Origin of the sequence: Aeromonas sp. 600282 (assembly GCF_049175755.1) — a bacterium.
In the GTDB taxonomy this organism is placed as follows: domain Bacteria; phylum Pseudomonadota; class Gammaproteobacteria; order Enterobacterales; family Aeromonadaceae; genus Aeromonas; species Aeromonas veronii_A.
The window spans coordinates 119,850-145,178 of the sequence record NZ_JAAKVR010000011.1 but is presented as its reverse complement, the minus strand read 5'-3'; the positions used below and the strand labels follow the sequence as shown (position 1 = coordinate 145,178).

At 52.5% G+C, this 25,329-nt stretch carries 22 protein-coding genes and 3 tRNA genes; 6 read left to right on the top strand and 19 right to left on the bottom strand.

The features are described from left to right. Nucleotides 1-190 precede the first annotated feature (190 nt). Together G5137_RS12305 and G5137_RS12300 are read right to left on the bottom strand one after the other, a co-directional pair. Nucleotides 191-505: a hypothetical protein gene (locus G5137_RS12305; protein ID WP_245094592.1), complete on the bottom strand. Its 315-nt coding sequence runs from the start codon at nucleotides 503-505 to the stop codon at nucleotides 191-193. After that, nucleotides 498-1,892: a hypothetical protein gene (locus tag G5137_RS12300; RefSeq protein WP_421255457.1), complete on the bottom strand. Its 1,395-nt coding sequence runs from the start codon at nucleotides 1,890-1,892 to the stop codon at nucleotides 498-500. The genes G5137_RS12305 and G5137_RS12300 overlap by 8 nt, the downstream gene beginning before the upstream one ends. A 158-nt stretch (nucleotides 1,893-2,050) precedes the next feature. On the opposite strand from G5137_RS12300, the gene G5137_RS12295 reads away from it, so the two are divergent. Further along, nucleotides 2,051-2,233: a hypothetical protein gene (locus tag G5137_RS12295; protein WP_421255456.1), complete on the top strand. Its 183-nt coding sequence runs from the start codon at nucleotides 2,051-2,053 to the stop codon at nucleotides 2,231-2,233. On the opposite strand, the gene G5137_RS12290 is transcribed toward G5137_RS12295, so the two are convergent. From G5137_RS12290 to G5137_RS12265, 6 genes are all read right to left on the bottom strand, one after another. Continuing rightward, the gene (locus tag G5137_RS12290) at nucleotides 2,230-2,994 is read right to left on the bottom strand and encodes a PP2C family protein-serine/threonine phosphatase (RefSeq protein WP_421255455.1); all 765 of its coding nucleotides are present in this window, start codon (nucleotides 2,992-2,994) and stop codon (nucleotides 2,230-2,232) included. The two genes, G5137_RS12295 and G5137_RS12290, sit on opposite strands and share 4 nt — an antisense overlap. Then, nucleotides 2,991-3,779, bottom strand: coding sequence for a serine/threonine-protein kinase (locus G5137_RS12285; RefSeq protein ID WP_421255454.1), 789 nt, complete (start codon nucleotides 3,777-3,779; stop codon nucleotides 2,991-2,993). Before G5137_RS12285 ends, G5137_RS12290 begins: the two co-directional genes overlap by 4 nt. Before the next feature lie 513 nt (nucleotides 3,780-4,292). After that, nucleotides 4,293-5,012, bottom strand: coding sequence for an HNH endonuclease (locus G5137_RS12280; RefSeq protein ID WP_421255453.1), 720 nt, complete (start codon nucleotides 5,010-5,012; stop codon nucleotides 4,293-4,295). Nucleotides 5,013-5,357: 345 nt separating this feature from the next. Beyond that, entirely contained in the window at nucleotides 5,358-5,891 is a 534-nt protein-coding gene (locus tag G5137_RS12275; RefSeq protein WP_421255452.1) for a hypothetical protein, read from the bottom strand. 521 nt (nucleotides 5,892-6,412) lie between these two features. Continuing rightward, nucleotides 6,413-6,470 (bottom strand) — tRNA-Asn (locus G5137_RS12270). 10 nt (nucleotides 6,471-6,480) lie between these two features. Beyond that, nucleotides 6,481-6,556: transfer RNA gene (locus G5137_RS12265), tRNA-Asn, on the bottom strand. Nucleotides 6,557-7,043: 487 nt separating this feature from the next. Between G5137_RS12265 and dauA the strand changes: the two genes are divergently transcribed. Both dauA and G5137_RS12255 read left to right on the top strand, forming a co-directional pair. Continuing rightward, on the top strand, nucleotides 7,044-8,780 hold the full coding sequence (dauA, locus tag G5137_RS12260) for a C4-dicarboxylic acid transporter DauA (protein ID WP_421209241.1): 1,737 nt from the start codon (nucleotides 7,044-7,046) through the stop codon (nucleotides 8,778-8,780). A gap of 183 nt (nucleotides 8,781-8,963) precedes the next feature. Further along, nucleotides 8,964-9,051 (top strand) — tRNA-Ser (locus G5137_RS12255). Between the two features lie 360 nt (nucleotides 9,052-9,411). Here the strand turns inward: G5137_RS12255 and G5137_RS12250 are convergent. The 9 genes from G5137_RS12250 to G5137_RS12210 form a co-directional block, all read right to left on the bottom strand. Continuing rightward, nucleotides 9,412-10,179: an SDR family NAD(P)-dependent oxidoreductase gene (locus G5137_RS12250; protein WP_266134800.1), complete on the bottom strand. Its 768-nt coding sequence runs from the start codon at nucleotides 10,177-10,179 to the stop codon at nucleotides 9,412-9,414. Between the two features lie 42 nt (nucleotides 10,180-10,221). Next, a complete protein-coding gene (gene ompL, locus G5137_RS12245; RefSeq protein WP_216953422.1) occupies nucleotides 10,222-10,911 on the bottom strand; it encodes a porin OmpL in 690 nt (229 codons plus the stop codon). 95 nt (nucleotides 10,912-11,006) lie between these two features. Further along, the gene (locus G5137_RS12240; RefSeq protein ID WP_069556391.1) at nucleotides 11,007-11,873 is read right to left on the bottom strand and encodes an NAD(P)-dependent oxidoreductase; all 867 of its coding nucleotides are present in this window, start codon (nucleotides 11,871-11,873) and stop codon (nucleotides 11,007-11,009) included. Beyond that, entirely contained in the window at nucleotides 11,870-12,757 is an 888-nt protein-coding gene (locus G5137_RS12235) for an SMP-30/gluconolactonase/LRE family protein (RefSeq protein ID WP_216978947.1), read from the bottom strand. Before G5137_RS12235 ends, G5137_RS12240 begins: the two co-directional genes overlap by 4 nt. After that, entirely contained in the window at nucleotides 12,750-13,643 is an 894-nt protein-coding gene (locus tag G5137_RS12230; protein WP_216978946.1) for an aldose 1-epimerase, read from the bottom strand. Before G5137_RS12230 ends, G5137_RS12235 begins: the two co-directional genes overlap by 8 nt. Further along, complete coding sequence (locus G5137_RS12225; protein ID WP_216978945.1) at nucleotides 13,643-14,431, bottom strand: HpcH/HpaI aldolase family protein; 789 nt, start codon at nucleotides 14,429-14,431, stop codon at nucleotides 13,643-13,645. Before G5137_RS12225 ends, G5137_RS12230 begins: the two co-directional genes overlap by 1 nt. An 11-nt stretch (nucleotides 14,432-14,442) precedes the next feature. Next, entirely contained in the window at nucleotides 14,443-16,197 is a 1,755-nt protein-coding gene (gene araD / locus G5137_RS12220; RefSeq protein WP_216978944.1) for an L-arabinonate dehydratase, read from the bottom strand. Nucleotides 16,198-16,261: 64 nt separating this feature from the next. Next, on the bottom strand, nucleotides 16,262-17,719 hold the full coding sequence (locus tag G5137_RS12215; RefSeq protein ID WP_421255451.1) for a glycoside-pentoside-hexuronide (GPH):cation symporter: 1,458 nt from the start codon (nucleotides 17,717-17,719) through the stop codon (nucleotides 16,262-16,264). Nucleotides 17,720-17,781: 62 nt separating this feature from the next. Then, nucleotides 17,782-19,170, bottom strand: a complete 1,389-nt coding sequence (locus G5137_RS12210; protein WP_421207035.1) for a glycoside-pentoside-hexuronide (GPH):cation symporter — start codon at nucleotides 19,168-19,170, stop codon at nucleotides 17,782-17,784. A gap of 289 nt (nucleotides 19,171-19,459) precedes the next feature. On the opposite strand from G5137_RS12210, the gene G5137_RS12205 reads away from it, so the two are divergent. Both G5137_RS12205 and G5137_RS12200 read left to right on the top strand, forming a co-directional pair. Then, the gene (locus tag G5137_RS12205) at nucleotides 19,460-21,481 is read left to right on the top strand and encodes an alpha-glucosidase (protein WP_421255450.1); all 2,022 of its coding nucleotides are present in this window, start codon (nucleotides 19,460-19,462) and stop codon (nucleotides 21,479-21,481) included. A 96-nt stretch (nucleotides 21,482-21,577) separates the two neighbouring features. Beyond that, nucleotides 21,578-21,997, top strand: coding sequence for a GNAT family N-acetyltransferase (locus tag G5137_RS12200; protein WP_421207032.1), 420 nt, complete (start codon nucleotides 21,578-21,580; stop codon nucleotides 21,995-21,997). A gap of 145 nt (nucleotides 21,998-22,142) precedes the next feature. Here the strand turns inward: G5137_RS12200 and G5137_RS12195 are convergent, their stop codons facing one another. Then, a complete protein-coding gene (locus tag G5137_RS12195; RefSeq protein ID WP_421255449.1) occupies nucleotides 22,143-23,174 on the bottom strand; it encodes a LacI family DNA-binding transcriptional regulator in 1,032 nt (343 codons plus the stop codon). Nucleotides 23,175-23,642: 468 nt separating this feature from the next. Further along, nucleotides 23,643-24,365: a DUF2982 domain-containing protein gene (locus G5137_RS12190; protein WP_421255448.1), complete on the bottom strand. Its 723-nt coding sequence runs from the start codon at nucleotides 24,363-24,365 to the stop codon at nucleotides 23,643-23,645. A 214-nt stretch (nucleotides 24,366-24,579) separates the two neighbouring features. On the opposite strand from G5137_RS12190, the gene recR reads away from it, so the two are divergent. After that, nucleotides 24,580-25,182, top strand: coding sequence for a recombination mediator RecR (gene recR / locus G5137_RS12185; protein WP_128835526.1), 603 nt, complete (start codon nucleotides 24,580-24,582; stop codon nucleotides 25,180-25,182). Nucleotides 25,183-25,329: the final 147 nt, after the last annotated feature.

Genomic DNA, 25,329 nt, shown 5'->3' with positions numbered 1-25,329 from the left:
GTTACTGTCAAAAATTGGTTGAAGTTTACCTAGCTTGCCGACGATCTTGTCGGCGTGACGGACCGTCATCTCGTCGGCATCGACGCGATTATTCGCAACTATTGGCAAACTCAGCTTTTAGTCACAGAGAGCGTATATACTCAAATGCAATCATGTCGGATTGGGTCATCATGTTTCTCCAGAGTTGTGATCAGAACAACAAAAGAGTGGCAATGCAGCTTGTGAGAAAGGCAATGCTCATCAGGGTTGATATGATCGCTAACCATTTTAATCCGATGGGGCATTTGTAGCGCTTAGCATCGAACATCAACACAACTCCATACTTATGGAATCTCGTAAACCGATTCACGAACCACTGGCTTTCAAATTTAGGATTATTAGACATGTACCGGTCCAGCTTTGGTGTCATGAAAATCATCATCAGTAAAGTGAACGGTAAGGTGAAAAGTAATCCTAATAATATTAAGCTACTGATGGCACCAATTAGATCCAGTACGTCAGTCATTGAGAGCACCTTTCATTTTATAAAGCACGTCCATAATTTTTTCTGATCCTTTGTCGGCTGCGTCAGAAATAACTTCGCCAACCTGGGCCCCCATGTCACTGAACTTGTCACCAGCATAGTAACCACCAACTACAGCTCCACTGATACCAACCACAGCAATAACAGGAGCTGACAGCACAACGCCAAAGGCGATAGCTACACTACTGGCAGCCCCAATTGCGATAGAGCCACCAACTTCCGCTCCCCATATGCCCCCGCCGACAGCTCCACTAAAGCGCCCAATTTCACGTGCTGTAGTTTTCTGGCATTGAGAACCCTCGGTACATGCGTTATGAATCTTGGTTAACCCTGTTGCGGCATCAAGCCCGATACTGACATATCCAATTCGGTTTGCACCTGCAACGAACTTACTCATGTGAGCAATCCGTTCCCCCAGTGCAGGAACTTCTCCATGACGTGAGACTGTGCGCCAGTTATGGAGCACCGATTTTGTGGATAGGCCGAGTCGTCTTTTGATGGTGCTGTAGTCTGCAATACTGATTCCAGACACGGCTAGTTTTGACAAGTACCCATCCAGTTTGCTGAATAGCATTTGTCTTTGTAGGTAAAATTCGGGGGGAAATGGCTTTCCTTTGCTGTTACTGACGTGAACGACATAAAGGGTGTTGAGCTCTTTAAGCACATTCTGTACTTGCTCTAGCTTTTTGGATGCGGCGGTACTAATTGCTCCAAATGTGGCTGATGTAGTACTTAGGTCATGAGCAGCCACCCAATCGAAGACATCGAAATGTTGTTTGAGTGTTGAGGCTTCTTCTGGAGTTAATTTCTGCAGAGCGCTACTTGCCACTTTCGCTTGTCTGTTAAGTAGGATCAGCCGATCCTTCTCCGCCAAGGTCTTTGGCTCATTAGCTAAAATAACAAGCTCTCCAGGCAAAACCATATCCTGAAGATGTTCGTTATTGCGCTCAAACATAGACTGTTGCTGGAAGTTGGCTTCCGGCCCATACAGCTTTTTGTAGATAGCGTCTTTGCTCTGGTGGTGTTCGTTCCAGTAGTAGCCAACGTCAAACTCTTCAATGACTGGTTCTTGAGTCTTTGGCATCAACTTGCTGAGAGTCGGCTCGGGTTCTGGTATCGGTTCTGGGCGGTAAGGTGCAGAACCAAAGCCACTTGAGGGAGTCTTCTTAGCTTCATAGGCTGCCTCAACTGTGCGACGGAACTCGTCACTTCCATTTACCTGTAACTTTCCATCGACCACGTTTACGCAGCTATCTCTAGTCGATCGGCCCACAGCTACACGGCTGCCATCCCTAGAACTACCTTGGTCTGGGCCTAGTATTCTCAAGAACTCATCCTGGGTCAGCTCGCCAATACTTTTGGTCGCCATGCAAACAACTCCTTTTAAACGCAAAGGTTTTTGTGAGCAGGCAGTCTGCCATACTTTGGGTTTCATTCAAAACATGGGATACCCAAAGGAGCCATTTCTGACAGCATTTGTAGGTTGAACTGCTGGGGGATAGTAGGGGGGCTTTAGTGGAAATTTTCGTGAAAGTTGCCGACGGTCGCGTCGGGGTGACGGTCCGACGCCTCGTCGGCATCGACGAGAGTTTAGGAGTCCTGAGCGAAAAGCAAAAATTTACCTCGACATTAGCCAAGATTGGCTTAAGCCTTAGGCAGTCAGATAGCTCGCCAAACTGTTTTGTGATGATTGTTTTTTTCAAAAACTAATTGGATTCTCCATGCGATTTTGAACTAACCTTGAACTTTGCAACGACCAATGAATAATCATCTATTGGGCCATTCCGAAGTATTCTTTTATAAAGGCTAGCGGTGAAACAGCTTGGATTTATGATCGTGCTATCTGCAAAACGTGGGCGCAGATCCCAATGATGATAGGCACCATCAGACATAATATAAATGTTTATTTCGTCACCATCCTGTACTAAATCACTCATAGGTATAAATTTACTTTGAAAATTAAGTGGTATGTATTTAGAAATAGCGGATGTTAATGTGTTTTTTCCACCTAAGTTTTTCAAATCCTTTTTACTATAAATATTTTGGTCTAGTAACATTTGGTGCTGAGTGTGATCTTTAGTCAGTTGCACTAGTCTAGAACCTGAATTGACGTATAAACGACAATCACCGATATGTCCGATATAGAGACCAAATGAATTTATATAAGCAAACGTCAGAGTTGTCGCCGCTTCACGATAAATCTCATTTGTTGAAGATAAATCAGATACTGCATTTTTAATAGATGCGAATAGAAAATCCATATTATCAATATGGCCTGCATCAATCCCATCTAATAAACTTTGAACGGCGCTTCTAGACGCATGTTCTGCACCAGAATAAGACCCAACACCATCTGCAATCGCCAACAAATAGCCCTGTTTTATAAAGTGAGGTGCAAGAATGGTATCTTGATTTGTTCGCGATGATGTCTTTGCATAAGAGAAAAGACCACAAGAAAGCATTGATATCATATTTTATTCCTTTTTTTAATAGATGCTAGCTCCTGAATGATTTCTTCAACAGAATTGAAACGATTTGCTGGTCTCCATGCTGTGCATTTATCAACTAATTCACGAATGCCGTCTATATTATCAAAATTCATTTCATCAACAATCACGCCTAATGCAAAAATATCAGTTTGCACAGAATATATGCCTGCAGCTTTTATCTCAGGAGCCATATATTTATCAGTTCCCATCGCCATAGCTACTTTCGTGAGGATCTCTGATGCTGGATTGTCTTTGTCAGCATTTTTCACTAATCCAAAGTCGGATATTTTGTATACGCCATTTCCGAAATTAAGAATGTTGGATGGTTTTAAATCGCGGTGTAAGTAGGAAGGCTTTCGATTAGATTCTTCTCCTAGCGCGGCGTGCATGTAATACACACCGGACATTATCATCTCAGCTATTCTCATTTTTTGGGGATTATCAAGCGTTCCAGATGCCAGGTCTGAACTTAAATCGCTAATAGCTAAATCCATCACAAACCAAGGGCTGTCTTGATGAAGGTTATGGAGGTATACCGGAACTATGTTGGGGTGCACGCATCGAGCCTGATAAACAACTTCGCGCTGAAATCGCCGACGAAATTCTTCTTTATTCAACCCCTCTGCGGGACATAAAACTTTTTTAGCGTAATCACCACACTTATTTCCGCTGGCCGTGTATAATTCTACCTTTTCCACAAAACCAAAACCACCGCGACCAATTTCATTAACAGTTTTAATTACATAACTATGGTGACGCTCTTCCATACTACCTATCCAAGCATAACTGAAAGTCAAAATTTACCTCTTTTTGAGATAAAGGTCTATTGTTAAACGTGTTTTTTACGTCATCCCTCACCTTAGTCTCCTTAACCATTCCCTCATATGAGTGAGGTGTGGTAATAAATTTACGAAATGTTCCTTCACCGTATAGATGACCTATCTGGTTACGACATACATGCCGTCTGAAATGGATTTTTCTCATCAGGTGTGAAAGTGACCGACGGTCGCGTCGGCGTGACGACCGTCACCTCGTCGGCATCGACGAGATTTTTCGAGCTTTTGGCAAGAACTGTGTTATCTGTGACTGATGCTGATGCTGATGCTGATGCTGATGCTGATGCTGATGATGGTCAGAATAGGCTGTTACACATAATTATTTCAGATCCCAAGCTGTCAGCACAGACACTATTTTTCCAAGTTCTAACGACAATAGTCTCTGCGTTCAAGATACGGGAGTGCTCTACTCGTGATCCCCCAGTTTTTCGGGGGATTGTCTTTCTAGGGTATCTGGAGAAGAGCGTTCCTAACCCGAAGGTGAACTTCTGTGGGGAGTTGTTTGTTTGCTAGTAGTTTCAAGTAGCTAGATGGCAGCGACGGATTGGGGACAATAGTTCCTTTGGCTGTGATGTGGAACTGCTTGCTGTCAAGTAGCCGATGTAGGTCTGCCCGGAGGAGGATTGCATTCTCCAATACCTCTTTGCCCCCATCAGCTGCGGAAATTATGTGTGCTGCATCGATAACCTCCGGCAGTTCCTCACCAGTGATAGCGCACTTTCTGTCTAAAGCTAACAATGCATTACGAAGTCGTTGTTGCTCACGTTTGATCCGGCTTACGGTTTCACGCTTCTTCACTTCTATCAGGTCTTGTTCAATACGGGTCCATTCAACGGAGCCGTCCCACTTTTTTGAGTGTTCGCCTTTCCATGTGGCTTTACCGGATTGCTTTTTAAGGTCTATTTCGATCAAAGACTCCCCCCAAAATTCTAGGTATTCCTTACCAGCAAAAGAGGGGTTGTTGGCTTCAAAGTATGACAGGGTGAGCTCGGCTCTTGCTCCCTCGATGTCCCAATGCGAATCTACATTGAAAACGCGCAATTCGCCGGTGCTGCAGTCTACATCCAAGGTTTGCTTTACATGCGTGTCAAAGGGGTTTTGAAAATCTAGTCTGATCCACTCAGTACTAAACATCCATGGAATTGAGATGCCATGAGAAATCATTGATCGTGCTTCCTAATTGCTTAAAGCCTAGCTCGACCGTTGTTTTGCCAAAGCTATGAGGAGGGGGCAGGAACGCTTGGTCAGAGCACGTGGTTGGAAGCATACCACTTTGTTGATAGTGATTTCTTCGCAAATTCAGATAGTAAGGACGATATCCAACGTGATTTTACCTAGGGATTTGTAGGCTGATTGTTTTCCAAACAAACGAAAAATGCCGACGGTCGCGTCGGAGTGACGACCCGCTACCTCGTCAGTATCGACGCGTTACATTAGGCTAAAATCATTGCGAATCGTGCAACGGCCAACTGTAGGGGTATTCTGGGCTATTTGAATTGAAGAGACCCCTCAGACTTCTAATTTTCTAATCTCGGGCTCTATAGGGTCCCAGTGATATAGGATTGCTGCAAGAACCCCCGCAAGAATGACTTGGTGCCCCCTTTCCATATCATCGAAGTGCCTTTGGCCGTATTGAAGGGCTGCATGTACACGTCCAGAAGCCGCAGCTATCAAGTCTTCTATGCCATCAATCTTAAAACCACCTTGTTCCAAGGTTACTAGGTAATCATTTGGGGTAAGACGATGGCCTGAAGCATTACGCCAGATACCACGATGCTTTGATATTTTCCAGTTGAGACTTGTCTGCACATGCTCGGCGAGACGGTCTTCTGAATCGTGGTACTTATCTGGAGGTGTGCTCTTGGAGATTCTTGTGATCAAATGATTGAAGAGCCAAGCAAATGTGCCCTCCTCATCTTTATATCTATCTGTTGTCGGGTCGACAAATAGCTCCCATCCGGGGCGGATATGGGATAAAGGCCTGAGAACTTCATGCTCTAGAAAGTCACTGGCCTCAAAAAAACCTAAGATTTGTTGTTCCATTCCCACCACCAAATTTAATCAAGCGCGACAATTGATTATATTGTCATAAATGCGGTGCTGTGTGGTAGTGAATCTCGCGACCGGATATCCCCCAGAGCTGCTCCGGTCTTGCCCACTAACCATTCCTCTTCCCTTGCCCTTCCTGAGCGTTTCCATCTTTCAATCTGTGTTATCTCCACGCCAGAGTCGCCTGCTCCGGTCTGAGCATCCCCATGGTCTCCCAGCCGAAAGACCGGAAGCTGTGACCGGAGGTTTTTCTGGGTGGGATTTACGTCAGGGGAGGGGATGGCTTCTGGTTTGGGCTAGATCTTGACCCATTCGCCAGCAGAGCGGACCGGATAGGGACCGGAGTAATCGTTAGTCGAATTTGAGTTGAGAGAAAACAGGGAGAGTGGATCGTTCACTGCGAGGGGAATGTGGCAAAGCAAGCTGTGTGGGGGGGGGGTGGATCAGCTTGAAACAATGGAGAGATAGATACGAAAAAGCCCAGTTATAAAACTGGGCTCTTTTCGCAATCCAAAGACAGGACTTGAACCTGTGACATACGGATTAACAGTCCGCCGTTCTACCGACTGAACTACGAGGGAATTGGCTCCTCCTACTGGACTTGAACCAGTGACATACGGATTAACAGTCCGCCGTTCTACCGACTGAACTAAGGAGGAATTGCCTGTCTCGTTAAGACGGGGCGAATATTAATGACCAGGGCGGCGGGTGTCAACCCGCGAATTTCTCGAAAACCGGATTTTCGGATTGTTTGCCCAAAAGTTGCGCTTTGCGGTTTATTTTCAGCACAATCAGTCCCTTGCCATCGCTCCCCCCAACCGGCGCAGGGGGCATTGGTTCGGTTCGCATCAACCTGATGATGACAGCATGATGTCGCGAACGTGCTGGTAACCAGGTGAGGCTCAAATGGTAATCTTTGTGGCTAAAAGGGGGAGAGCTGGAGTCAAGATCGGCGATTTGGCGGTAAATGGGCCAAATCATGGGGCAGAGTGCTTTTCATTGATCCTGCCCATCGAAAAAATGACCCGTCTGGAGTAAGGTTACGCAGGATACCATCGCCGCGTCGACAGCCCTGCCGGCCCTTGATGATGATCGGGCGCCGGATCTCTCCGGCCTTTATCTCCCTCTTCTGGTATTACGATATACATGCACAAGCAAGCCTCTTTAAATAGCGTGAAGCTCGCCATAGCCTTACGCCAGTCCTGTATTGATGAACCCTATAGCATGGCCCGCTTCGGCCGTGATCTTATCGCCGGTGTGACGGTGGGCATCATCGCCATCCCGCTCGCCATGGCACTGGCCATTGCCAGCGGTGTGCCGCCGCAACACGGTCTCTATACCGCCATCATTGCCGGAATCGTGATCGCCGTGACCGGTGGCTCCCGCTACTCCATCTCCGGCCCGACCGCTGCCTTTGTGGTGATCCTCTATCCTGTCGCCCAGCAGTTCGGGGTCGGTGGTCTGTTGATGGCGACGCTCATCTCCGGCCTCTTTCTGGTGGCGATGGGGATGGCCCGTCTTGGCCGCCTTATCGAGTACATTCCCCCGTCAGTGACGCTGGGCTTTACCGGTGGTATCGCCATCGTGATCGCCACCTTGCAGATCAAGGACTTCTTTGGCCTAAGCGTGCCCGAGATGCCGGAAACCTATCTGGGCAAGGTCGAAGCGCTGGCCGCCGCCCTGCCAAGCTGGCAGTGGGGCGATACCCTGGTGGGGGTCGCAACGCTGGCCGTGCTGCTGCTCTGGCCGCGCCTGCGTCTGCCGGTGCCTGGCCACCTGCCCGCAGTGCTGGTCGGGGTAGGTCTGGGTTTTGGCCTCCATTACTTTGGGGTGGATGTGGCCACCATCGGCAGCAAGTTCAGCTATACCCTGGCCGATGGCACTCAAGGGATGGGGATCCCGCCCATCGTGCCGACCCTGGTGATGCCCTGGGCCTTGCCCGGACCGGATGGTTTGCCGGTTGAATGGAACCTGGCGGCTGTTGAGCGGCTGCTGCCTGCCGCCTTCTCCATGGCAATGCTGGGGGCGATCGAGTCGCTGCTCTGCGCCGTGGTGCTCGATGGCATGACCGGTCGCAAACACAGCTCCAACGCCGAGCTGGTGGGGCAGGGGCTTGGCAACATCTTCGCCCCCTTCTTTGGCGGCATTACCGCTACCGCCGCTATCGCTCGCTCTGCCGCCAACGTGCGTGCCGGTGCTACGTCCCCCATCTCGGGGATCGTCCATGCGCTGGTGGTGCTGGCCGCCATTCTGGTGCTGGCCCCCTGGCTCTCCTGGTTGCCGCTCTCGGCCATGGCTGCCTTGCTGCTCATCGTGGCCTGGAACATGAGTGAAGCGCACAAGGTGGTGGAGCTGATCCGTCGCGCGCCCAAATCCGATGTGCTGGTGCTGCTGGTCTGCCTGTCACTCACCGTCATTTTCGACATGGTCATCGCCATCACCTTCGGGGTGATCCTGGCCTCCCTGCTCTTTATGCGTGAAATCGCCAAGATGACCAAACTGCACGATTTGGCCGAGCACAAGCGCTATGCCCACGAGGTGCCGGACAACGGCCTGCTCTACAAGATCAACGGCCCGCTCTTCTTTGCCGCGGCCGAACGGGTCTTTGCCGAGCTGGAAGCGCAAGTGAAAGGGCACCAGGTGCTGGTGTTGCAGATGGAGGCGGTTTCCATCCTCGATGCGGGCGGCCTGTCTGCCTTCCTCCACTTTGGCAAGCAGATGGCCAAAGCCGGGGTCGAGTTGCGGGTGGCCGAGTTGCAGTTCCAACCGCTCAAGACCCTGGCCCGTGCCAAGGTGCGGCCGCAGCCCGGCAAGCTGGAATTCTACGGTTCGCTGGAAGAGGCGCTCAAAGGTGAACATTTGCACGAAGCGGCAGTAAATTGATTGAAAGGGATACGAAACGGCATATTTTTGGTCACTTGGTTCGGATATTGAGCAAACGAACGCAAAAAGTAAAAAATTGCATTGACCAAAAGCCATCGTATCCCTTACATTACGCCCCGTCGCCGCGGCATGGTCCGCCAGCGAATGTGCAGCTCAAGCACATAAAACAGTGAGCAAAAATTTGGTGAGGTGTCCGAGTGGCTGAAGGAGCACGCCTGGAAAGTGTGTATACGGCAACGTATCGAGGGTTCGAATCCCTCCCTCACCGCCAAACAGTAAACCCCTGCTTTAGAGCAGGGGTTTTTCTTTATGCATGATTTATTATGCGCCCCGACTATCTCAACTGTTGGTGGTTTGCATATCAGTTGATCGCATCATTCTGAAGATGGTGGGATCTTCTTCCGGTACCCTCAGATGTAAGAGAGGGTCATGGAGACCACTCTTGCTCGGATTAATGGCGTTTTCCCCATTTGCATCGAGACCTGTCCCATCTAGCCAAGCGCGTATCTATAAAAACAAGCAATATCTGCAGCATTTGCCTCTTCTGGATTGCCCGGCATGGTTGAATGCCATGCCAGCCAGATATTGCTCAAACCTCATCATTTCAAGCAGACAGCCTTGGGACAGAGCCCTAGTTCAGAGTAAGCCCTGCATCAACAATGAAATCTTGGCCGGTACAGCCATTGGATTCGTCAGAACCCAGGAAGAGGGCCATGCGAGCACAATGTGAGCCATCGAGACGGAATTTGAGAGCTTGCAGTTCGACAAACTGGTTCACCGCGGCAGGGTCGAGTTGCGCCCACATCGCATCCTGTTTGGGGGTGCGGATTGCGCCTGGTACCAGGCTGTTAACCCGAATGCCTCTCGCGCCCAACTCCTGCGCCAGGGTACGGGTAAAACCATGGATGGCGGCTTTTGACAGGGAGTAGCAGACTCTCCCGGGGCGGCCCCGCATCCAGTTGATGGAGCCCATATTGATGATGCTGCCGCTCCCTTTTTGCTCCATGCCTGGCAGCACGGCTTGGATCGCAAACAACTGGTGACGCAGATTGATATTGATGCGGTTTTCGAAATACTCCTCGGTCAGATCCTCAATTTTATGGTGATCATCGCTGCCCGCGTTGTTGATCAGGATATCGACACTGCCCAGCTGTTGTTCAATGGTCGTAAAACACGCTTTGAGCAGAGTCAGGTCGGTGACATCGCAAAACAGAAACAGGCAGCCGAGCTCATGCGCGAGTGCTTCGCCTGCTGATTTATCAAAATCGAGGAAGGCGACTTTGGCTCCTTGGCTGACAAATGCGCGCACCAACTCTTCGCCAATGCCACTGGCGCCACCTGTAATAACGGCGACCTTGCCGGCAATAGAGTGATATTGTACTTGCTGGGAATAGTTCATAACTGCTCTCCGTGAGTCATAGATTGAATTCATCTGGCAACATTAGAAAAAGTATTTAACACCAATACGGATCCGGTATGCCTCTGCATCATAGGCAATATTTCTATCGTACCACTGTAATTCCAGATAAGGCATCCATTGTGGATTGATTCGATAGCGGGTTTGACTGGTTAGCTCCCAGTGATGATCTTTCCCATTAGCACTGTTGAAATTATTAACGCGAGAAAAATAGTGCGATTCAAAAGTATGGGTCAAAGCTGGCGTTATTTTATTGACAATATACAGTGCGTATTCATTGGTATCGTTATTATCGCCATAACCATCAAGATCCGTAGTTAGATAATTTTGATGATTGTAACGGTATCGTGCAATAACGGAAAAGTTATCGGTAAAGTTGTACTTTCCATCCAGATACGCAGAGCCACCAGAGCCAGAGCTAGAGGAGTTAACCAAACCACCGGCATTGACCGAGAGTTTGGTGGTTAAATTTAATAGCGGATACCACCCTTCAATTTCGTTATAACTGTGCTTTAGCTTGTCTAGTTTATCGGTATTATACGCATTGCTGGCCATAATACCCGCACCAGATTCCCAGTTATAGCCGAGTCGCAACAATAACTCATGTTGGTCGGTAGCAAAGTTAAATGCCTCACGGCTTTCAAAATAACCGCCCGCGAAAGCTGCGTTGCAGCATATAAGAGGGATTAAGCATATTTTGGGGTGGATACGCATAGTGATTGACTCGCCAATGGTAAGTTGATATTAAATCGTACAGCGATTGGCATGAGGTAAATTAATTACCTCATGCGATGGTTTTTATCAGCCAGCTATTGAATGTTTTGCTTTACCAACTTATAAGTGGCACAGAAATCCTCACGGCCCAAACCGTTATTCAGGCCTTGCTGGTAAATGTTATTCACCAATTCGACTCCGGGCAGGGTCAGCGCTTCTTCTCCCATGAGGTTCTTCATAATGCCGATATCTTTGGCCATGTTCTCCAGCGAGAAGACAGTGTTGTAGTTCTCGGCGATCAGGGCACCTATCTTGCTGGTCAGATAGAAGTTGCTGCCGCCACCGTAAGAGACGGCGGTGTTGAAGCTCTCTTTATCGATGCCGAAATGATCGGCGGTGGCCAGCATTTCGTTGACACTGTTCTGAATTTGGGCGACCAAGGTGTTGTGCAGCACCTTCATGATCAAACCACGGCCGTTGCCCCCCAGGTGGATCTGGTTGCTGCCCATCATGGCTAGCAATGGCTTGACCTTTTTGTAGGCGGACAGGTCGCCACCTATGTAGATCCCGAGCTCGGCAGCCACGGCGGCAGGGACGGATTTGACCACGGGCGCATCGAGCATCACGGCACCGGTTTCTGCTACCTGGCGGGATAAGGCGATTGACACTGCCGGGTCAATGGTGGACATGTCGATGGTGATCTTGCCGGGGCCAAGGTGTGGCAGCAGTTCGGTATAGACCGCTTTGACGTGTTCGGAGCGCGGTACCATGGAGATGATCACATCCGCATCGGCTGCCAACCTGGCAATGGAAGGGGAGGCGATGGCGCCTGCATCGACCACCCGGGCGACAGCCTCCTGATTGATATCGAATACCAACACATTGCCATCAAATTTTTTGACGATGTTCTTTGACATCGCTTCGCCCATCAGACCAAGACCGATAAAGCCAATAGTTTTCATCTGTTGTTTTCCTTAAATGTGGGTTTAGCAAGACCGGCGATGTCAACACGCATGCTGAACAGCGCACCTGAGAGCGGACGTGCTGCCAGTTCGGCGGCGTCCATATTTTCGCGAGTGGTGGTGATGAAGAGGGTCTTCATGTCTTCACCACCAAAACAGACCATGGTGGGGCAACGTACCGGCAAGGGATATTCGGCCAGCAATACCCCCTCTGCAGAGAAGCGGGCGATACGATGGCCATCAAACAGGGCGCTCCAGTAGCATCCTTCGACATCGATTGCAGCCCCATCCGGGCGCCCTTCGTCGGCGCGGGCTGCAAACTCGCGCAGCAGTTGCCGTTGACCGAGTGAACCGTCGCGGGCCAACGGAGTGCGATAAAGGCGGCGGTTGGGGGTATCAGTGGTGTACATCCAGCGCATGTCTGGGCTGAATGCCAAGCCATTGGCTCCCAGAATGTCGCACTGGATCACCGACATCTGCAGCTCGGCATCAACCCGGCATAGCAGGGCGCCGTTGTAATCTCGTGGGCTCCAGTAAGTGCCCGCATAGAAACGACCCGCCTGATCGGTACCGCCATCATTAAAACGGGCCAGCGCTGGGTTATTGGGGTTATCGGCGACTTTACGCTCAATTTGCCCGTGTTGATCACACAGATAGATCCCGGTGCGCATCGCTGCGATAAAGCCACCCTGTTCGCGCAGGGCAAAACAGCCCACTTCTTCGGGGAAGGGGATTGTCGTCATGGCGCCGCTTTCGGGGTGATAGCGGTGCAGGCAACGCTCGAGAATATCGGTCCAGTAGAGCGCCTGTTCATCAGTGCTCCAGGTCGGGCACTCGGGCAGATGGCCGCGGTAGTCGGCAAGTAGCAGAGCAGGATTAGGCATAGTGAGAAACCTCAAGCAGCATGGAGATCTGCAACTGCCCATTGGCTGGCACAGTGGCCATGGCCAGCGCAGGGTCACCAAAGCCACCGTTGTTGATGGCATCATTGATATGAGAAACCGGCTCGATGGCGATGAAGTCACGATCGGCGGGCGGCAGAAACAGGATGGCGTGAGGCGCATCGGGTGAGCTCAGGGTCACCATCAGCTTCTCATCTGGCCAGCGCACCCGTGCACAGCCACTCCAGTGATGGAAGCAGTTATCGACACTGGCGGGTTCAGGTTTGCGCCAAGTGCGATAGTTCCATTGGGTCGGTAGTGGCGCGAGACCAGTGGGCAGGGACTTGTGGTCGTTGAGTACCACACCGCCTGCGTCGAACTGGATCTCGGCGTGCGCCGCACGGGGAAAATAGGGGTGAAAGCCCAGCCCAGCCGGGACAGCGTGATCGGCCAGATTGTGGTAAGTGAGTATGATATGCAGCGCATTCTCTTGCAGGGTGAAGCGCTGAGTTGCCCGATAAGGCCAGGGCCATTGCGCCGCGGATGCTCCCTGTGCGTCATGGTGCAGGGTCAGCACGACAGAGTCATCATCTGCATCCCCTTCTTGCCATGGCTGCTGCCAGCCGTTGCCATGAATTGAGTGGGGATGATCGCCAAAGTTACGCAGCAGGGCGTAATCATATCCGGCGAAGTGAAACCGTCCATGAGCAATACGGTTGGAGTAAGGTACCAGGGGAAAACAGCCCCCCTGGTTGACTGTGACGTTCTGACCATCGGGCAGGGAGCGCAAGATCTCCCTGCCATGCCAGGTCAGTTTGCCGATAGCGCCACCAAGCTCGGGGATGAGCTCCAGATCAAGCGGGCCGCTTTGGCGGTGAAGCCTCTTCATCAGTAAACCTCGCCACCGGATATGCTCAGACGTTCCCCCCGGATCGCGGCGAGCTGTTCACGGGCGCGAGCCAGCAGGTAACTCATGTCGGAGCCGAGCGCCACGAAGCTAAAACCCATCTCTTGATATTTGTTCACCAGCTCGGGGTTTCCACCGACGATCCCGCAAGGCAATCCCAAGCGCTGGCACTTCTCCAGCCCTTCACGGATCTTGGCTTGCACCTCGGGGTGAGAGGGATTGCCAATATGGCCCATGGCTGCGCTCATATCGCCGGGGCCGATAAAGAAGCCGGTCACTCCTTCAATGGCCATCTCTTCCATGGCATCAATGGCGTCAGGGGTCTCAATTTGCAGGATAAGGCAGAGCTCTTCCCGGGCTTTACGCACGAATTCGGGTTCGGCACCGTAACCGGACGCACGATGCACCGCGGCAAAGCCGCGTTTGCCTAGGGGAGGGTAGTAGGCCGCCTCTACCGCTTTGCGGGCTTCTGCTGCACTGTTGACAAACGGCACCATCAGCGACGTTGCACCGCCATCAAGCGCCCGTTTGATCAACACAGTGTCGTTCCAGGCCAGGCGGTAGAGTGGGGTGGTGGCCGGGTTGCTGGCACGAATGGCGCGATCGATACGGATCGCATCCAGGCTATCGACCGGCACATGTTCCTGGTCCAGCACCAAGAAATCGAAACCGACAGTCGCCATGGCTTCCGCCACCGTATCGCTGCCAGTCATCATCCAGGTGCCCAGTGGGCGTGGACCTTGAGTAATCGCAAGTTTGAACGGATTCATTGTTTGCTCCTTTAGAAAATCGGGGGCTCGGGCACTTTGCTGCCAGCCTGGAGGAAATCGAAGTCACAGCCCTGATCGGCCTGGGTCACATGTTGTTGATAGAGTGCGGCATAAGAGCGTTCATAAACTTTGTGTACCGGTTTGAGCGTGCGGCGGCGCTCGGCCAGCTCTTCATCACTGACCAGCATGTTGAGGCGGCCATTGGCGATATCGAGCTCGATGAGGTCACCGGTACGTACCAGTGCCAGTGGGCCACCAATGGCCGCTTCAGGGGCAACGTGCAGGATACAGGTGCCATAGTGAGTACCGGACATGCGGGCATCGCTAATCCGCACCATGTCGGTGACGCCTTGTTGCAGCAGCTTTTTCGGGATCGGCAGGTTGCCCCACTCCGGCATGCCCGGCGCGCCGACCGGGCCGGCATTGCGCAGGATAATCACTGATTCCTTGGTTACCTCCAGGGCGGGGTCATCGATGCGATCCGAGAGCTCTTGATGGCTGTCGAAGACGATGGCAGGGCCCTTGTGGTGGCGCAGTTCGGGTTTGGCGGCAGATGATTTCATCACAGCCCCGTTGGGGCACAGATTGCCGCGCAATACTGTCAATGCACATCCACGGGAGAGCGGTACCACAGGGTTATCTAGCGAGCGGATCACGTTGTCGTCATAACAGGTCGCGTTGGCAATCCACTGTGCAACGGGACGATTGGTGACCCCGATCGCATCGAGGTGGAGGAATGACTCCACCTTTTTCAGCTGGGCCATCAGACCGCCGGCGAAGAAGAACTCCTCCATCAACTGATCACCAGAGGGAAACAGATTGGCCAGCACAGGGACTTCCCGTGCCACCGACTCCATGTCTTCCAGAGTGAGGTTGATGCCCGCCCGGTTGGCCATCGCAATCATGTGGATCGCGGCATTGGTGGAGCCGCCGAGCGCCATGTAGGCCACTACGCCATTGAGGAAGTTGGCTCGGGTCAGCCAGCGGGAAGGTTTGTGATCATGCCACACCATGTCGACGATGATTTGGCCGCATTGGGCTGCCATCTGGACGTGTCGCGAGTCAGCGGCGGGGATGGAGCTGGCCCCCGGCAACATAAAGCCCATGGCATCGGCGATGGAGGTCATGGTGGATGCTGTGCCCATGGTATTGCAGGTGCCGATGGAGCGAGTCATCGCCCCCTCCAGCTCGATCCAGTCATGCTGGGTAATGGCCCCCAAGCGCAATTGATCCCAGAACTTCTTGGTATGGGTACCGGCACCGGTGACATGACCGCGCCATTTGCCGCTCGACATGGGGCCGGCGGGGCAGAAGATCACTGGCAAGTCCATCGAAATGGCGCCCATCAGCAGGGCTGGCGTGGATTTGTCGCAACCGCCGAGCAGCACAGCCCCATCGATCGGATGCTGGCGCAGCAGCTCTTCTGCCTCCATCGCCAGAAAGTTGCGATAGAGCATGGTGGTCGGCTTGACCAATACTTCCCCGACCGACAGCGCGGGCAATTCAACGGGGTAGCCTCCCGCGGCCCAGACGGCTCGCTTGACGGCCTCGGCGCGCTCACGCAGGTGGCTATGGCAGGGGCTCATTTCACTCCAGGTATTGATGATCCCGATCACGGGCTTGCCCATGAATTCGTCGCGGTTCAAGCCACTTTGCTGACTGCGTTGACGATGGGCGAAGGCTCGGATGGTGTCGGGGGCATACCAGCGTTGGCTACGCAGCGCCGAGATATCGAGCTTGGCCAGGTTTTCACTGTTGAATGACATAGGAATAGCGCTCTCTTTGTCTGATTTGGTTAAGGATTAATTCAATAAAAACAGCATGTTAAATTCAGCCATTCTGACCCGCACGAAGAGGGGGGGGGTCAGGCGATGGAGTAGATTGTTCACTCATTCGGTGATGGGGTTTCCGGGGAGAAGCAAGGGCATGGCGTTGTGCCAGCTCCCGGACGATCTGTTGATAGCGAGCATCAGTGAGCGGGTAGAACAGCAACATCAAGGCAGCAGCGCAAATCAGGGCACAGATCGGGTAGAGAAACATCAGATTGGCGATGCTGCTTTGGGTCTCGGTGCTTTGCGTCGCGTTGGGAACATAGTCTGACCATGCCAGCACCAGCCCGGGAATGAGGCCCGCAAGCGCGGCCGAACATTTGCGGCAGAAGGTCAGACTGCAGTAGACCAGCCCTTCTGTGCGGATGCCGGTTTTCCATTCCCCATACTCGACGGTGTCAGAGATGAACGCCCAGTTGAGACTGTTGACGAAAGCGGATCCCCACAGGGCCAGGGAGGTGAAGAGGATGTAATCGAGAGCACTCTCGCTGTAGAGGTAGTTGAGCAGGTCACCGCATATCCACACGCCAATGCCGGCCAGATAGACAGGCAGTTTGCCAAAACGGTGCACGGCAAAGGGGACCAGCAATACACCCAGGTAGATACACCCTATGCTGATGAAGCTCATGTAGGCGATCATCGATACGTCGCCAATCACATATTGGGCGTAAAAAACCTGAACAATCAGCTTGGTGTTGAACGCTGCTAGCGTCAGCAGATTGGCCAGCGCCAGGATGCCCAGCGGACGGTTTGCCAGCACGGCCCGTGCGTTGGTTTGTACTGCCGAAAACCCCGATTCGTTGACAACCGATGGCAGCACATGGCGTTCACGAACTCTGCTGTAGCAAAAGAGTACTGCTGCAGCCCCCATGACCGAATAAATCAGTACCGCAACGCTATAGCCGACCTGTGGTTTGTCAAACAGCAATACCAGCGGCATGAACCCCACCGAGCAGAGCAGTAATCCGGTATTGGCTCCGCCCTGGCGCCAGGCGGCGAGCTCGGCTCGGTCCTGGAGTCGCTTGGTGAGGGCCGGGACCATGGCGCCATAGGAGGCATTGCCAAAACTGTAAAAGGCACCAAACATCATGAACAGCAGGGTAAACAGTACTGTTTTAGCGATGACCGGGAGCTCAACGCTGGTAAACAGGGCGGTGTTGATAAGAGCCAGTGGCACTATGGTCCAGAGCAGGAAGGGGCGAAATTTACCTCTGGGGCCGAGCTCGGAACGATTATCCAGCACGCTGCCGGTCACCAGATCGGTGCAGGCGGTAAAGAACTTCGAAACCAGAAAGATTGCTCCGGCCCATGCTGCCGGAATGGCTGCCACATCGGTCAGGAAGATCAGCAAATAGAGAGTTGTGCAGTTGAGCAGGAAGTTATAGCCGAGATCACCCACTCCGTAGGCCATCTTTTCCTGCCATGCCAGACGGTCACTTGCCACATTGCGATATGTCATGGGATCACATCCTTGAAGAGAGCAACAGCGTAGCCAGCACGCCGCTGCCAGTTGCATGAGAGTCAGCTTTGGGTGGTCGCCACACGGCGGGCACCAAGGCTGGCGATGATCTCTTGATAGCGCTGCTCGTTGAGGGTGTAGAAGAGGGCCATCACCAGTGCCGTTACGATGGCCAGGCTTGCCGGGTAGATGAAAATCAGTCCGGTGATCCCGGCTTTGGCGGCATCGGTTTGCTCCACATTGGGCATGTAGCCAACCAGTGCCAGAGCAAACCCGGGGACGAACCCTGCGATAGCTTGCGAACACTTTCTAAAGAAGGTCATGCCGCAGTAGACCAAGCCTTCGGTACGGGTACCGGTTTTCCACTCACCGTACTCAACGGTATCTGAGACAAACGCCCAGTTAAGGCTGTTGACGAAAGAGGTGCCAAAGAACGCCAGCGAGGTGAACAGCACGTAACTCATGACGGTGCCACCGAACAGGTAGTTGGCAATGTCGCCGGAGATCCACAGGCACAATCCGGCCAGATAGACAGGTTTTTTGCCAAAGCGGCGTACCAGCGCAGGCACAGACAACACCCCGAGGTAGATGCACCCCATGCTGACAAAGCTCATGTAAGAGACCATGGAGACATCACCCAGAATGTACTGGGCGTAGAAGACCTGCACGGTGAGTTTGACGTTGAATGCGGAGAGGGTCAGCAGGTTGGCTACTGCCAGCACCAGCAACTGGTTGTTCTTGAGTACCGCCTTGAGCCCCTCCTTGATGGTGGGCTTCTCGACTATCTGGTCAGGGTCATTACCTATGATGGTGTGGTGTTCTTTGACGTTGAGGTAGCAAAAGAGCACCGCCGCCAAGCCGACCGAGGTGTAGGCCAGGGCTGCCACCATGTAGCCGGTCTCCTGGGATTCAAACAACATGGCGATGGGCATGAAACCGACGGTGGCTAACAACAGGCCGGTGTTGGCTCCGCCCTGACGCCATGCTGCCAGCTCTGCGCGATCCTGAACATTTTTGGTCATAGAGGGCACCATGGCGCCATAGCTGGCATTGCCCAAGCTAAAGAACAGGCCAAAGGCCATAAAGCAGACGATGAACAGGGTGGTCTTGGTCTCGCTGTTGAGCTCAAAATTGCAAAACAGCAACATATTGCAGACAAACAGGGGCACTATGGTCCAGAGCAGCATCGGACGAAACTTGCCGCGAGGTCCGAAGCTCTTGCGTGTGTCGAGGAAAATGCCGGTGCCCAGGTCGGTGAAGCCGGTGAACACTTTCGCCACCAAAAAGATGACGCCTGCCCACGCCGCATTGATACCTGCTACATCGGTCAGAAATTTAAGCAGGTAGAGGGTGGTGATATTCAATACAAAGTTGTAACCAAAATCGCCGACGCCATAGGCAAGTTTTTCCCTAAAAGGCAGTCTGCTTTCGATATGCGCCTGAACAACCATTTTATTCTCCATAGTGTGGAACCCATCCGGCACGACAATAATCGTAGCGATGCGATTGCGGGCGCAAGGGTGATTGTTAAAAAGTGGGATCCAGATCGAGAGATTGCGCTGGTGGTTAAGGATTCTCTTACAAATGGTGTTTGCAAACGAGCCAAACGTTTTCGTGTGGCGAGTGTTGATTGGTGATCGAGATCGCTGTTTGGGTTTTACGCGATTGAAATGAAATCGTAGCGCTATTATTGTGTTTGCGAGCAAGCGGGGATGGCCCGACTAAACAGGAGCTTATGCAATGCAACTCGAATTTTCGTCACAGGCGTTAACGATTCAGCACCAGCAGCAGTTGTTATTTTCTCATCAAGCGGATGCCCCGGCGTTTTATATAGGTAAGGGCCGGGAAAAAATGGAAATTTATCGCGGCAATTTTGATATCGAAGACTATATCGAGTCTCGCGTCGCATTGACTCATATCGAACAGGTTGACAACAACCTGTTCGTTTTTGCCCCGAATGCCTTGACCCCGGCTTTGCTACAGGTGGCTGTGGTGTGTGATGGCGATGATGTGATGCTTTATCCGACCATACTGGACGAGGCATATAACCGCTTTTGGGTCAGATTGCCGGCCGAACGTAAAGAGCATGTCTGGGGTTGTGGCGAGCAGATGTCCTATTTTGATTTGCGTGGCCGTCACTTTCCGTTGTGGACCTCAGAGCCCGGTGTTGGTCGCCATCCCCACAGCGAGATCAAATGGAAAGCCGATGTGATGGGCAAAGCCGGTGGGGATTACTACCACACCAACTATCCGCAACCCACGTTTGTCTCCTCTCGCAAATACAGCTGCCATATCGACACCACCGCTTATGCCGATTTCGATTTTCGTCACGAAGGGTTTCATGAGCTGCAAGTGTGGGCGATTCCGCAGGCCATCGAGTTGCGCACCGCAGAGAGCTATCTGGGCATTATCGAAAAACTGTCTGCCCGGTTTGGCCGCCAGCCCAGGTTGCCGGGGTGGGTTTACAAGGGGGCGATCCTTGGTCTGAAGGGGGGGGAGGTCAATACCTTCAGTCGTCTGGAAAACGCCCTTGACCATGGTATCAAGGTTTCGGGTCTGTGGAGTGAAGACTGGTGCGGCTTGCGGGTCACCTCGTTTGGCAAGCGCCTGTTCTGGGACTGGGATTGGCAGCACCATCAGGATCGCTACCCCAATCTGCCCGCCAGGATCAAGGCGCTCAATGACCAGGGCATCGAGTTCATGGCCTACGTCAACCCCTACCTGTGTGAAGATGGCAAGCTGTTTCCAATCGCCAAAGAGTTCGGCTATATGGCGCTGGACAAGGATGGTCAGGTTGCGCTGGTCGACTTTGGCGAATTCTATTGCGGCTGTGTCGACTTTACCAATCCAGACGCCATGGCCTGGTTCCGTGATACCGTGCTGCGTAAAAACATGCTGGACATGGGGATCAAGGGGTGGATGGCTGACTTTGGCGAGTACCTGCCGACCGATAACATCTACCTGCACAACGGTGTCGATGCCAAGCTGATGCACAATGCCTGGCCGACTCTGTGGGCCCAGTGCAACGCAGAAGCGATCGCGATGAACGGCCAAACCGGTGATGCCCTTTTCTTTATGCGAGCCGGTTACACCGGGGTGCAGCAATACTGTCCGCTACTGTGGGCAGGCGATCAATGTGTCGATTTCAGCCGTCACGACGGTCTGGTCACGGTGATCTCGGGGGCGCTCTCCTCCGGTATGTTGGGGAACGCGTATCACCACTCGGATATCGGTGGCTACACCTCACTGTTTGGCAACCGTCGAACCAAGGAGCTGTTTGACCGCTGGGTTGAAATGGCTGCCTTTACCCCAGTCATGCGTACCCACGAAGGTAACCGCCCTGATGAGAATTTCCAGTTTGACCAGGATGGCAGCACGTTGGCGCATTTTGCCCGGATGACCCGAGTTTATTGCCACCTGACTCCTTACTTGCGTAGCCTGGTGGATGAAGCGGCCGAGAAAGGGTATCCGGTTCAACGTGCCCTGATGCTGCATTTTGAACATGATCCCGAGACCTACGTCATACAGGATCAATACCTCTATGGGTCAGAGTTGCTGGTGGCACCGGTTCACCAAGGGGATGTGCGTGAGTGGACAACTTACCTGCCTGCAGGTGAGCAGTGGACGCATGTCTGGAGCGGCCAACGCTTTACAGGGGGCCAGCGGGTCACTCTGCCTGCACCGATTGGCCAGCCCCCGGTGTTCTATCGTGCCAAAAGTCCCTGGGCTTCGCTGTTTGCCGAGCTAAAGGATCTGGCGTAAATCGCACCGGCGTTCGCCATAGAGGATGCGACCCAGATAACCCATGGCCGTGACAATGTTCACGGCCATTATGTTTCACCAGAGGAGCAGAGCAGCATGATTGACACTCTTGACGTTGTGCAAAACCCCAGCCAGGACGACATCGATTTTTTACGAGACAACCTGATCAAAACCAATCGTGAGTTTGTCGGTGAACAGATACGTCGCCCACTTGCCATCTTCTATCAGGATGAGCAGATGCGTCGTGCCGGAGGATGCAGTGGCCATACCTACGGTAACTGGCTCTATATCGAGTATCTGTGGGTGGCCAGTAGCCTGCGGGGGCGCGGTGTAGGAGGCCGGTTATTAGCAGCAATGGAGCAGGCTGCCCTAGAGCGCGGCTGCCGTTTTTCACAGCTCGATACTTTTAGTTTTCAAGCAAAGCCTTTTTACCAAGCGAGGGGTTATTCCGTCGTGATGACGTTGGAAAAGTGCCCGGTGTTTCATCAGCGATATTACTTAACCAAAATCTTGTAGCGCTGGCAGTGACTGGTGCCCTGCTTAAAAATATCTGACGCAATGGATAGTGTTCTGGTAGATACATGGGGGGCATTTATCTTTATGGGCTATTTATCAAGGCCATGGTTTTGTGATGGTTCATGGTGTGACTATATTGGCTTGGTCACAAAACAAACCGGGTACTCTGTCTGGGGATCAAGTCAAATCCGGCATCAATGATCTCGCCTTTATAATCGGGATCGCGAGCCATCCGCAACATCATAGATGCAGCCTGGCTGGCAACAGAGTGAATATTGATATTGATACTGGACAAGGTCACGGGGGCCAGATAACCGCTGCTAGGAAAATCGCCAAACCCGATGATAGATAGTTGCTCTGGTACCGGGATATTGCGTGCAATCGCCTCCATCAGCAATGCAGTACCAATGGTATCGTTTGATGCAAAAATGCCGTCGAGTTTGCGCTCTTTGAGCAGTGTCTTGATGAGTAGTTCGCGTGCGGCGGGGTAAATATTGTCGCTGTAAGGGATTTCGACCAACAAGGGATCCATACCCGCCGTCTCAAGTGCCTGGCAAAAGCCGCTGTAGCGGCTCTGCGCACGCACGTCATCGTTAAAACGGGTCGTGAAATAGGCAATTTTATGGCAGCCGGAGCGTATCAGGTAAGATGCGGCATCGTAACCCACCTGAAAATGATCTATACCGACCTGCGCGACAAACGGACTGGCTTCACCGATTTGCCATGCTTGAACCACAGGCACCGCACTGTGCTCCAGCATACGAATCGTAGTATCACTGTGCTTCGCGCCAGTGAGGGTTATGGCAGCAGGAGACCATTGTAAAATGGAGCGGATCTGCTGTTCCTCTTTTTCCATTGAGTGATCATGAGATGCAATATAGAGCTGAAAACCTGCATCACTCACGATATGTTCAATCTGTTGGACAAAGGTACTAAAGGTAATATTGGAAATGGAAGGAACGATAATTGCCATTGCCGAGCTTCGCCCGGCAGTAAACTGACTGGCAATTTTGTTGTGCACATAACCCAATTCATCAATGGCACGCTGAATTTTATGGCCGGTATTGGCTCTTACCTTGTCTGGATGACGTACATAAAGTGAGACTGTCGAGGGGGACACCTTGGCCAGGGCCGCGACATCATCAAGCTTGACGGTTTGTTTGCTTCTCGAGGACACGTGTTCTGCTTCCTGATTGGTTTTACTCGGCTCGACATCCTTCGTTATCTGAGGGAAAAGCCATCCAATAATCTCCCGACATGTATTTAAGTGTATAAAAAATAAGGCTTAAATAAAAGTGATGATTCGCTGTAGGAGGTGCGTCGGCAATTCGGGTTACTTGTATGGTAATTAGATTTTGGTTAGCCATTACAAATAAAAACGTGTTGCCAAGAGCGCTTGAGCGTTTTGGCATCCAATGTCGAAAAATGAGCCTCTTTAACTGCCATGACCCATGGCAGTTAACTGTTCAAATAAACACCGCACCACATGGTGAAGGGTGGTTACTTCAGGGTATGAGTATTTAGTGTTATGGGAATCGGTAGTTCTCATCAGCACTCTCTGCAATCGTCTAATGGGTGTTACAACCGCGTTGGATAGCTCACCGTTCAGTGCCTGGGACGTAGCGACAACCACTTGGCATGGGGGTTATTGAGCATGTGGCTCTGATGAAGGTAGTGGAGAGACGATCGCCTCCTGCCTGTATTGGCGCAGCAGTTTGAGGAAATCATCCGGTTCCCGATCCAGGCTGCCTACCGGGATCAACAGGTCATAACCGAGCAAGTGGCGCATGCGAATCATCCGTTGAGCCAGCATGGCCAATGCTCCATCGTAGTGCAGCCCTTGCGGGGAGCAAAAGTGACTCTCTTCCAGCCAGTCGATGCCTTGTAAGGGGTCATTGGTATGCACTGGCTGCCCATGGAGCTGCTCATTATGCAGGGCATGCAGCAACACAGGGCGCTGCTCTGTCAACAGATGCACGGCCAGTCTGGGAGTGATCAGTGTCAGAAACTCGTCATACTGTTTTATCTTGAAACCGATATAGGGCAGGGGCTGGAGATCCCAACCAACATGGATTCTGGGTTGATCGATACGCTGGATGTTGTGCCACTTCAGTGCCCAGCCGCCATATTTGTGGTGATAGTGGAGGGAGTGCTGGCATAGGGATAGGCTGATCGGGGGCTCATTGAGCTTGAACCAGCCTATCAAGGTTATCATTATGCCACTCAGTAGCAATATATAGGCCGGGAGCACCGGGCCTTCCACAAGCAACCAGAGTAGTAATAGCATCAGGCTGGTGATGAGCCCCCCGGCCCAGATCAGGGTTAGCCCGTTTCGGCGGACCAGAGGCTTTATATGTTGTGTCTCCATTTAACCTCCTTGTCCTGATGAGGGGAGCGATCTTTTATTACACCACCCGTTTGTCTTTGACCAAATATAAGCGCCGCGTTTTTGCGCTGGCCAGCAAAGCAAATGGCAGTCATGGGCCGGCTCGGGTATAGTCCTGCGCCAATGGCGTTATCCTGTTTTGCTGACCCGTCGTGGCCCTGGTGGTGGCGAGGGGCTGGCCTGTGTAAGGAGTGTTATGAAGTTCAGTCCCCTGCTCGATGAGATGATGAGAGCCCTGCAGGTATTGCCGGGGGTGGGGCCCAAGTCTGCCCAGCGGATGGCCTTTACCCTGCTCGAGCGTGAGCGCAGCGGCGGTTTGCGGTTGGCCCAGCTGCTCTCCCGCGCCCTGACCGAGATCGGTCACTGCAGCCACTGCCGCACCTTTACCGAGAACGATCGCTGCGATATCTGCGCCAATCCCAAGCGGGAAGAGAATGGCCTGCTCTGTGTGGTGGAGAGCCCGGCGGACGTGGCCGCCATCGAGCAGACCGGCCAGTTTTCCGGTCGTTACTTTGTGCTGATGGGCCATCTGTCGCCGCTGGACGGCATAGGCCCGGAGGAGCTGGGGCTCGATATTCTCGAGCGCCGTCTGAAGGAAGAGCACATCAGCGAGCTGATCCTCGCCACCAATCCCACTATCGAGGGGGATGCTACCGCCTGGTATATCGCCGACATGGCCCGTGCCGCCGGGGTGGAGGTGAGTCGCATCGCCCATGGGGTGCCGGTGGGGGGCGAGCTGGAGCTGGTGGATGGCACCACGCTCTCCCACTCCCTGATGGGGCGCCAGCGCCTCAAATAAGGGGCTGGAGAGGATTGTGCCATTACGGCCTGATCAGAAAATCGGCAGTTGAATGGAAAAAGGGGGCGAATGAGCAGGATTGCACATTCGCCCCCTTGATATTTGGAGCGCTGTCCCCATCTAGGTTGGGCATATGTTCAACCCGAT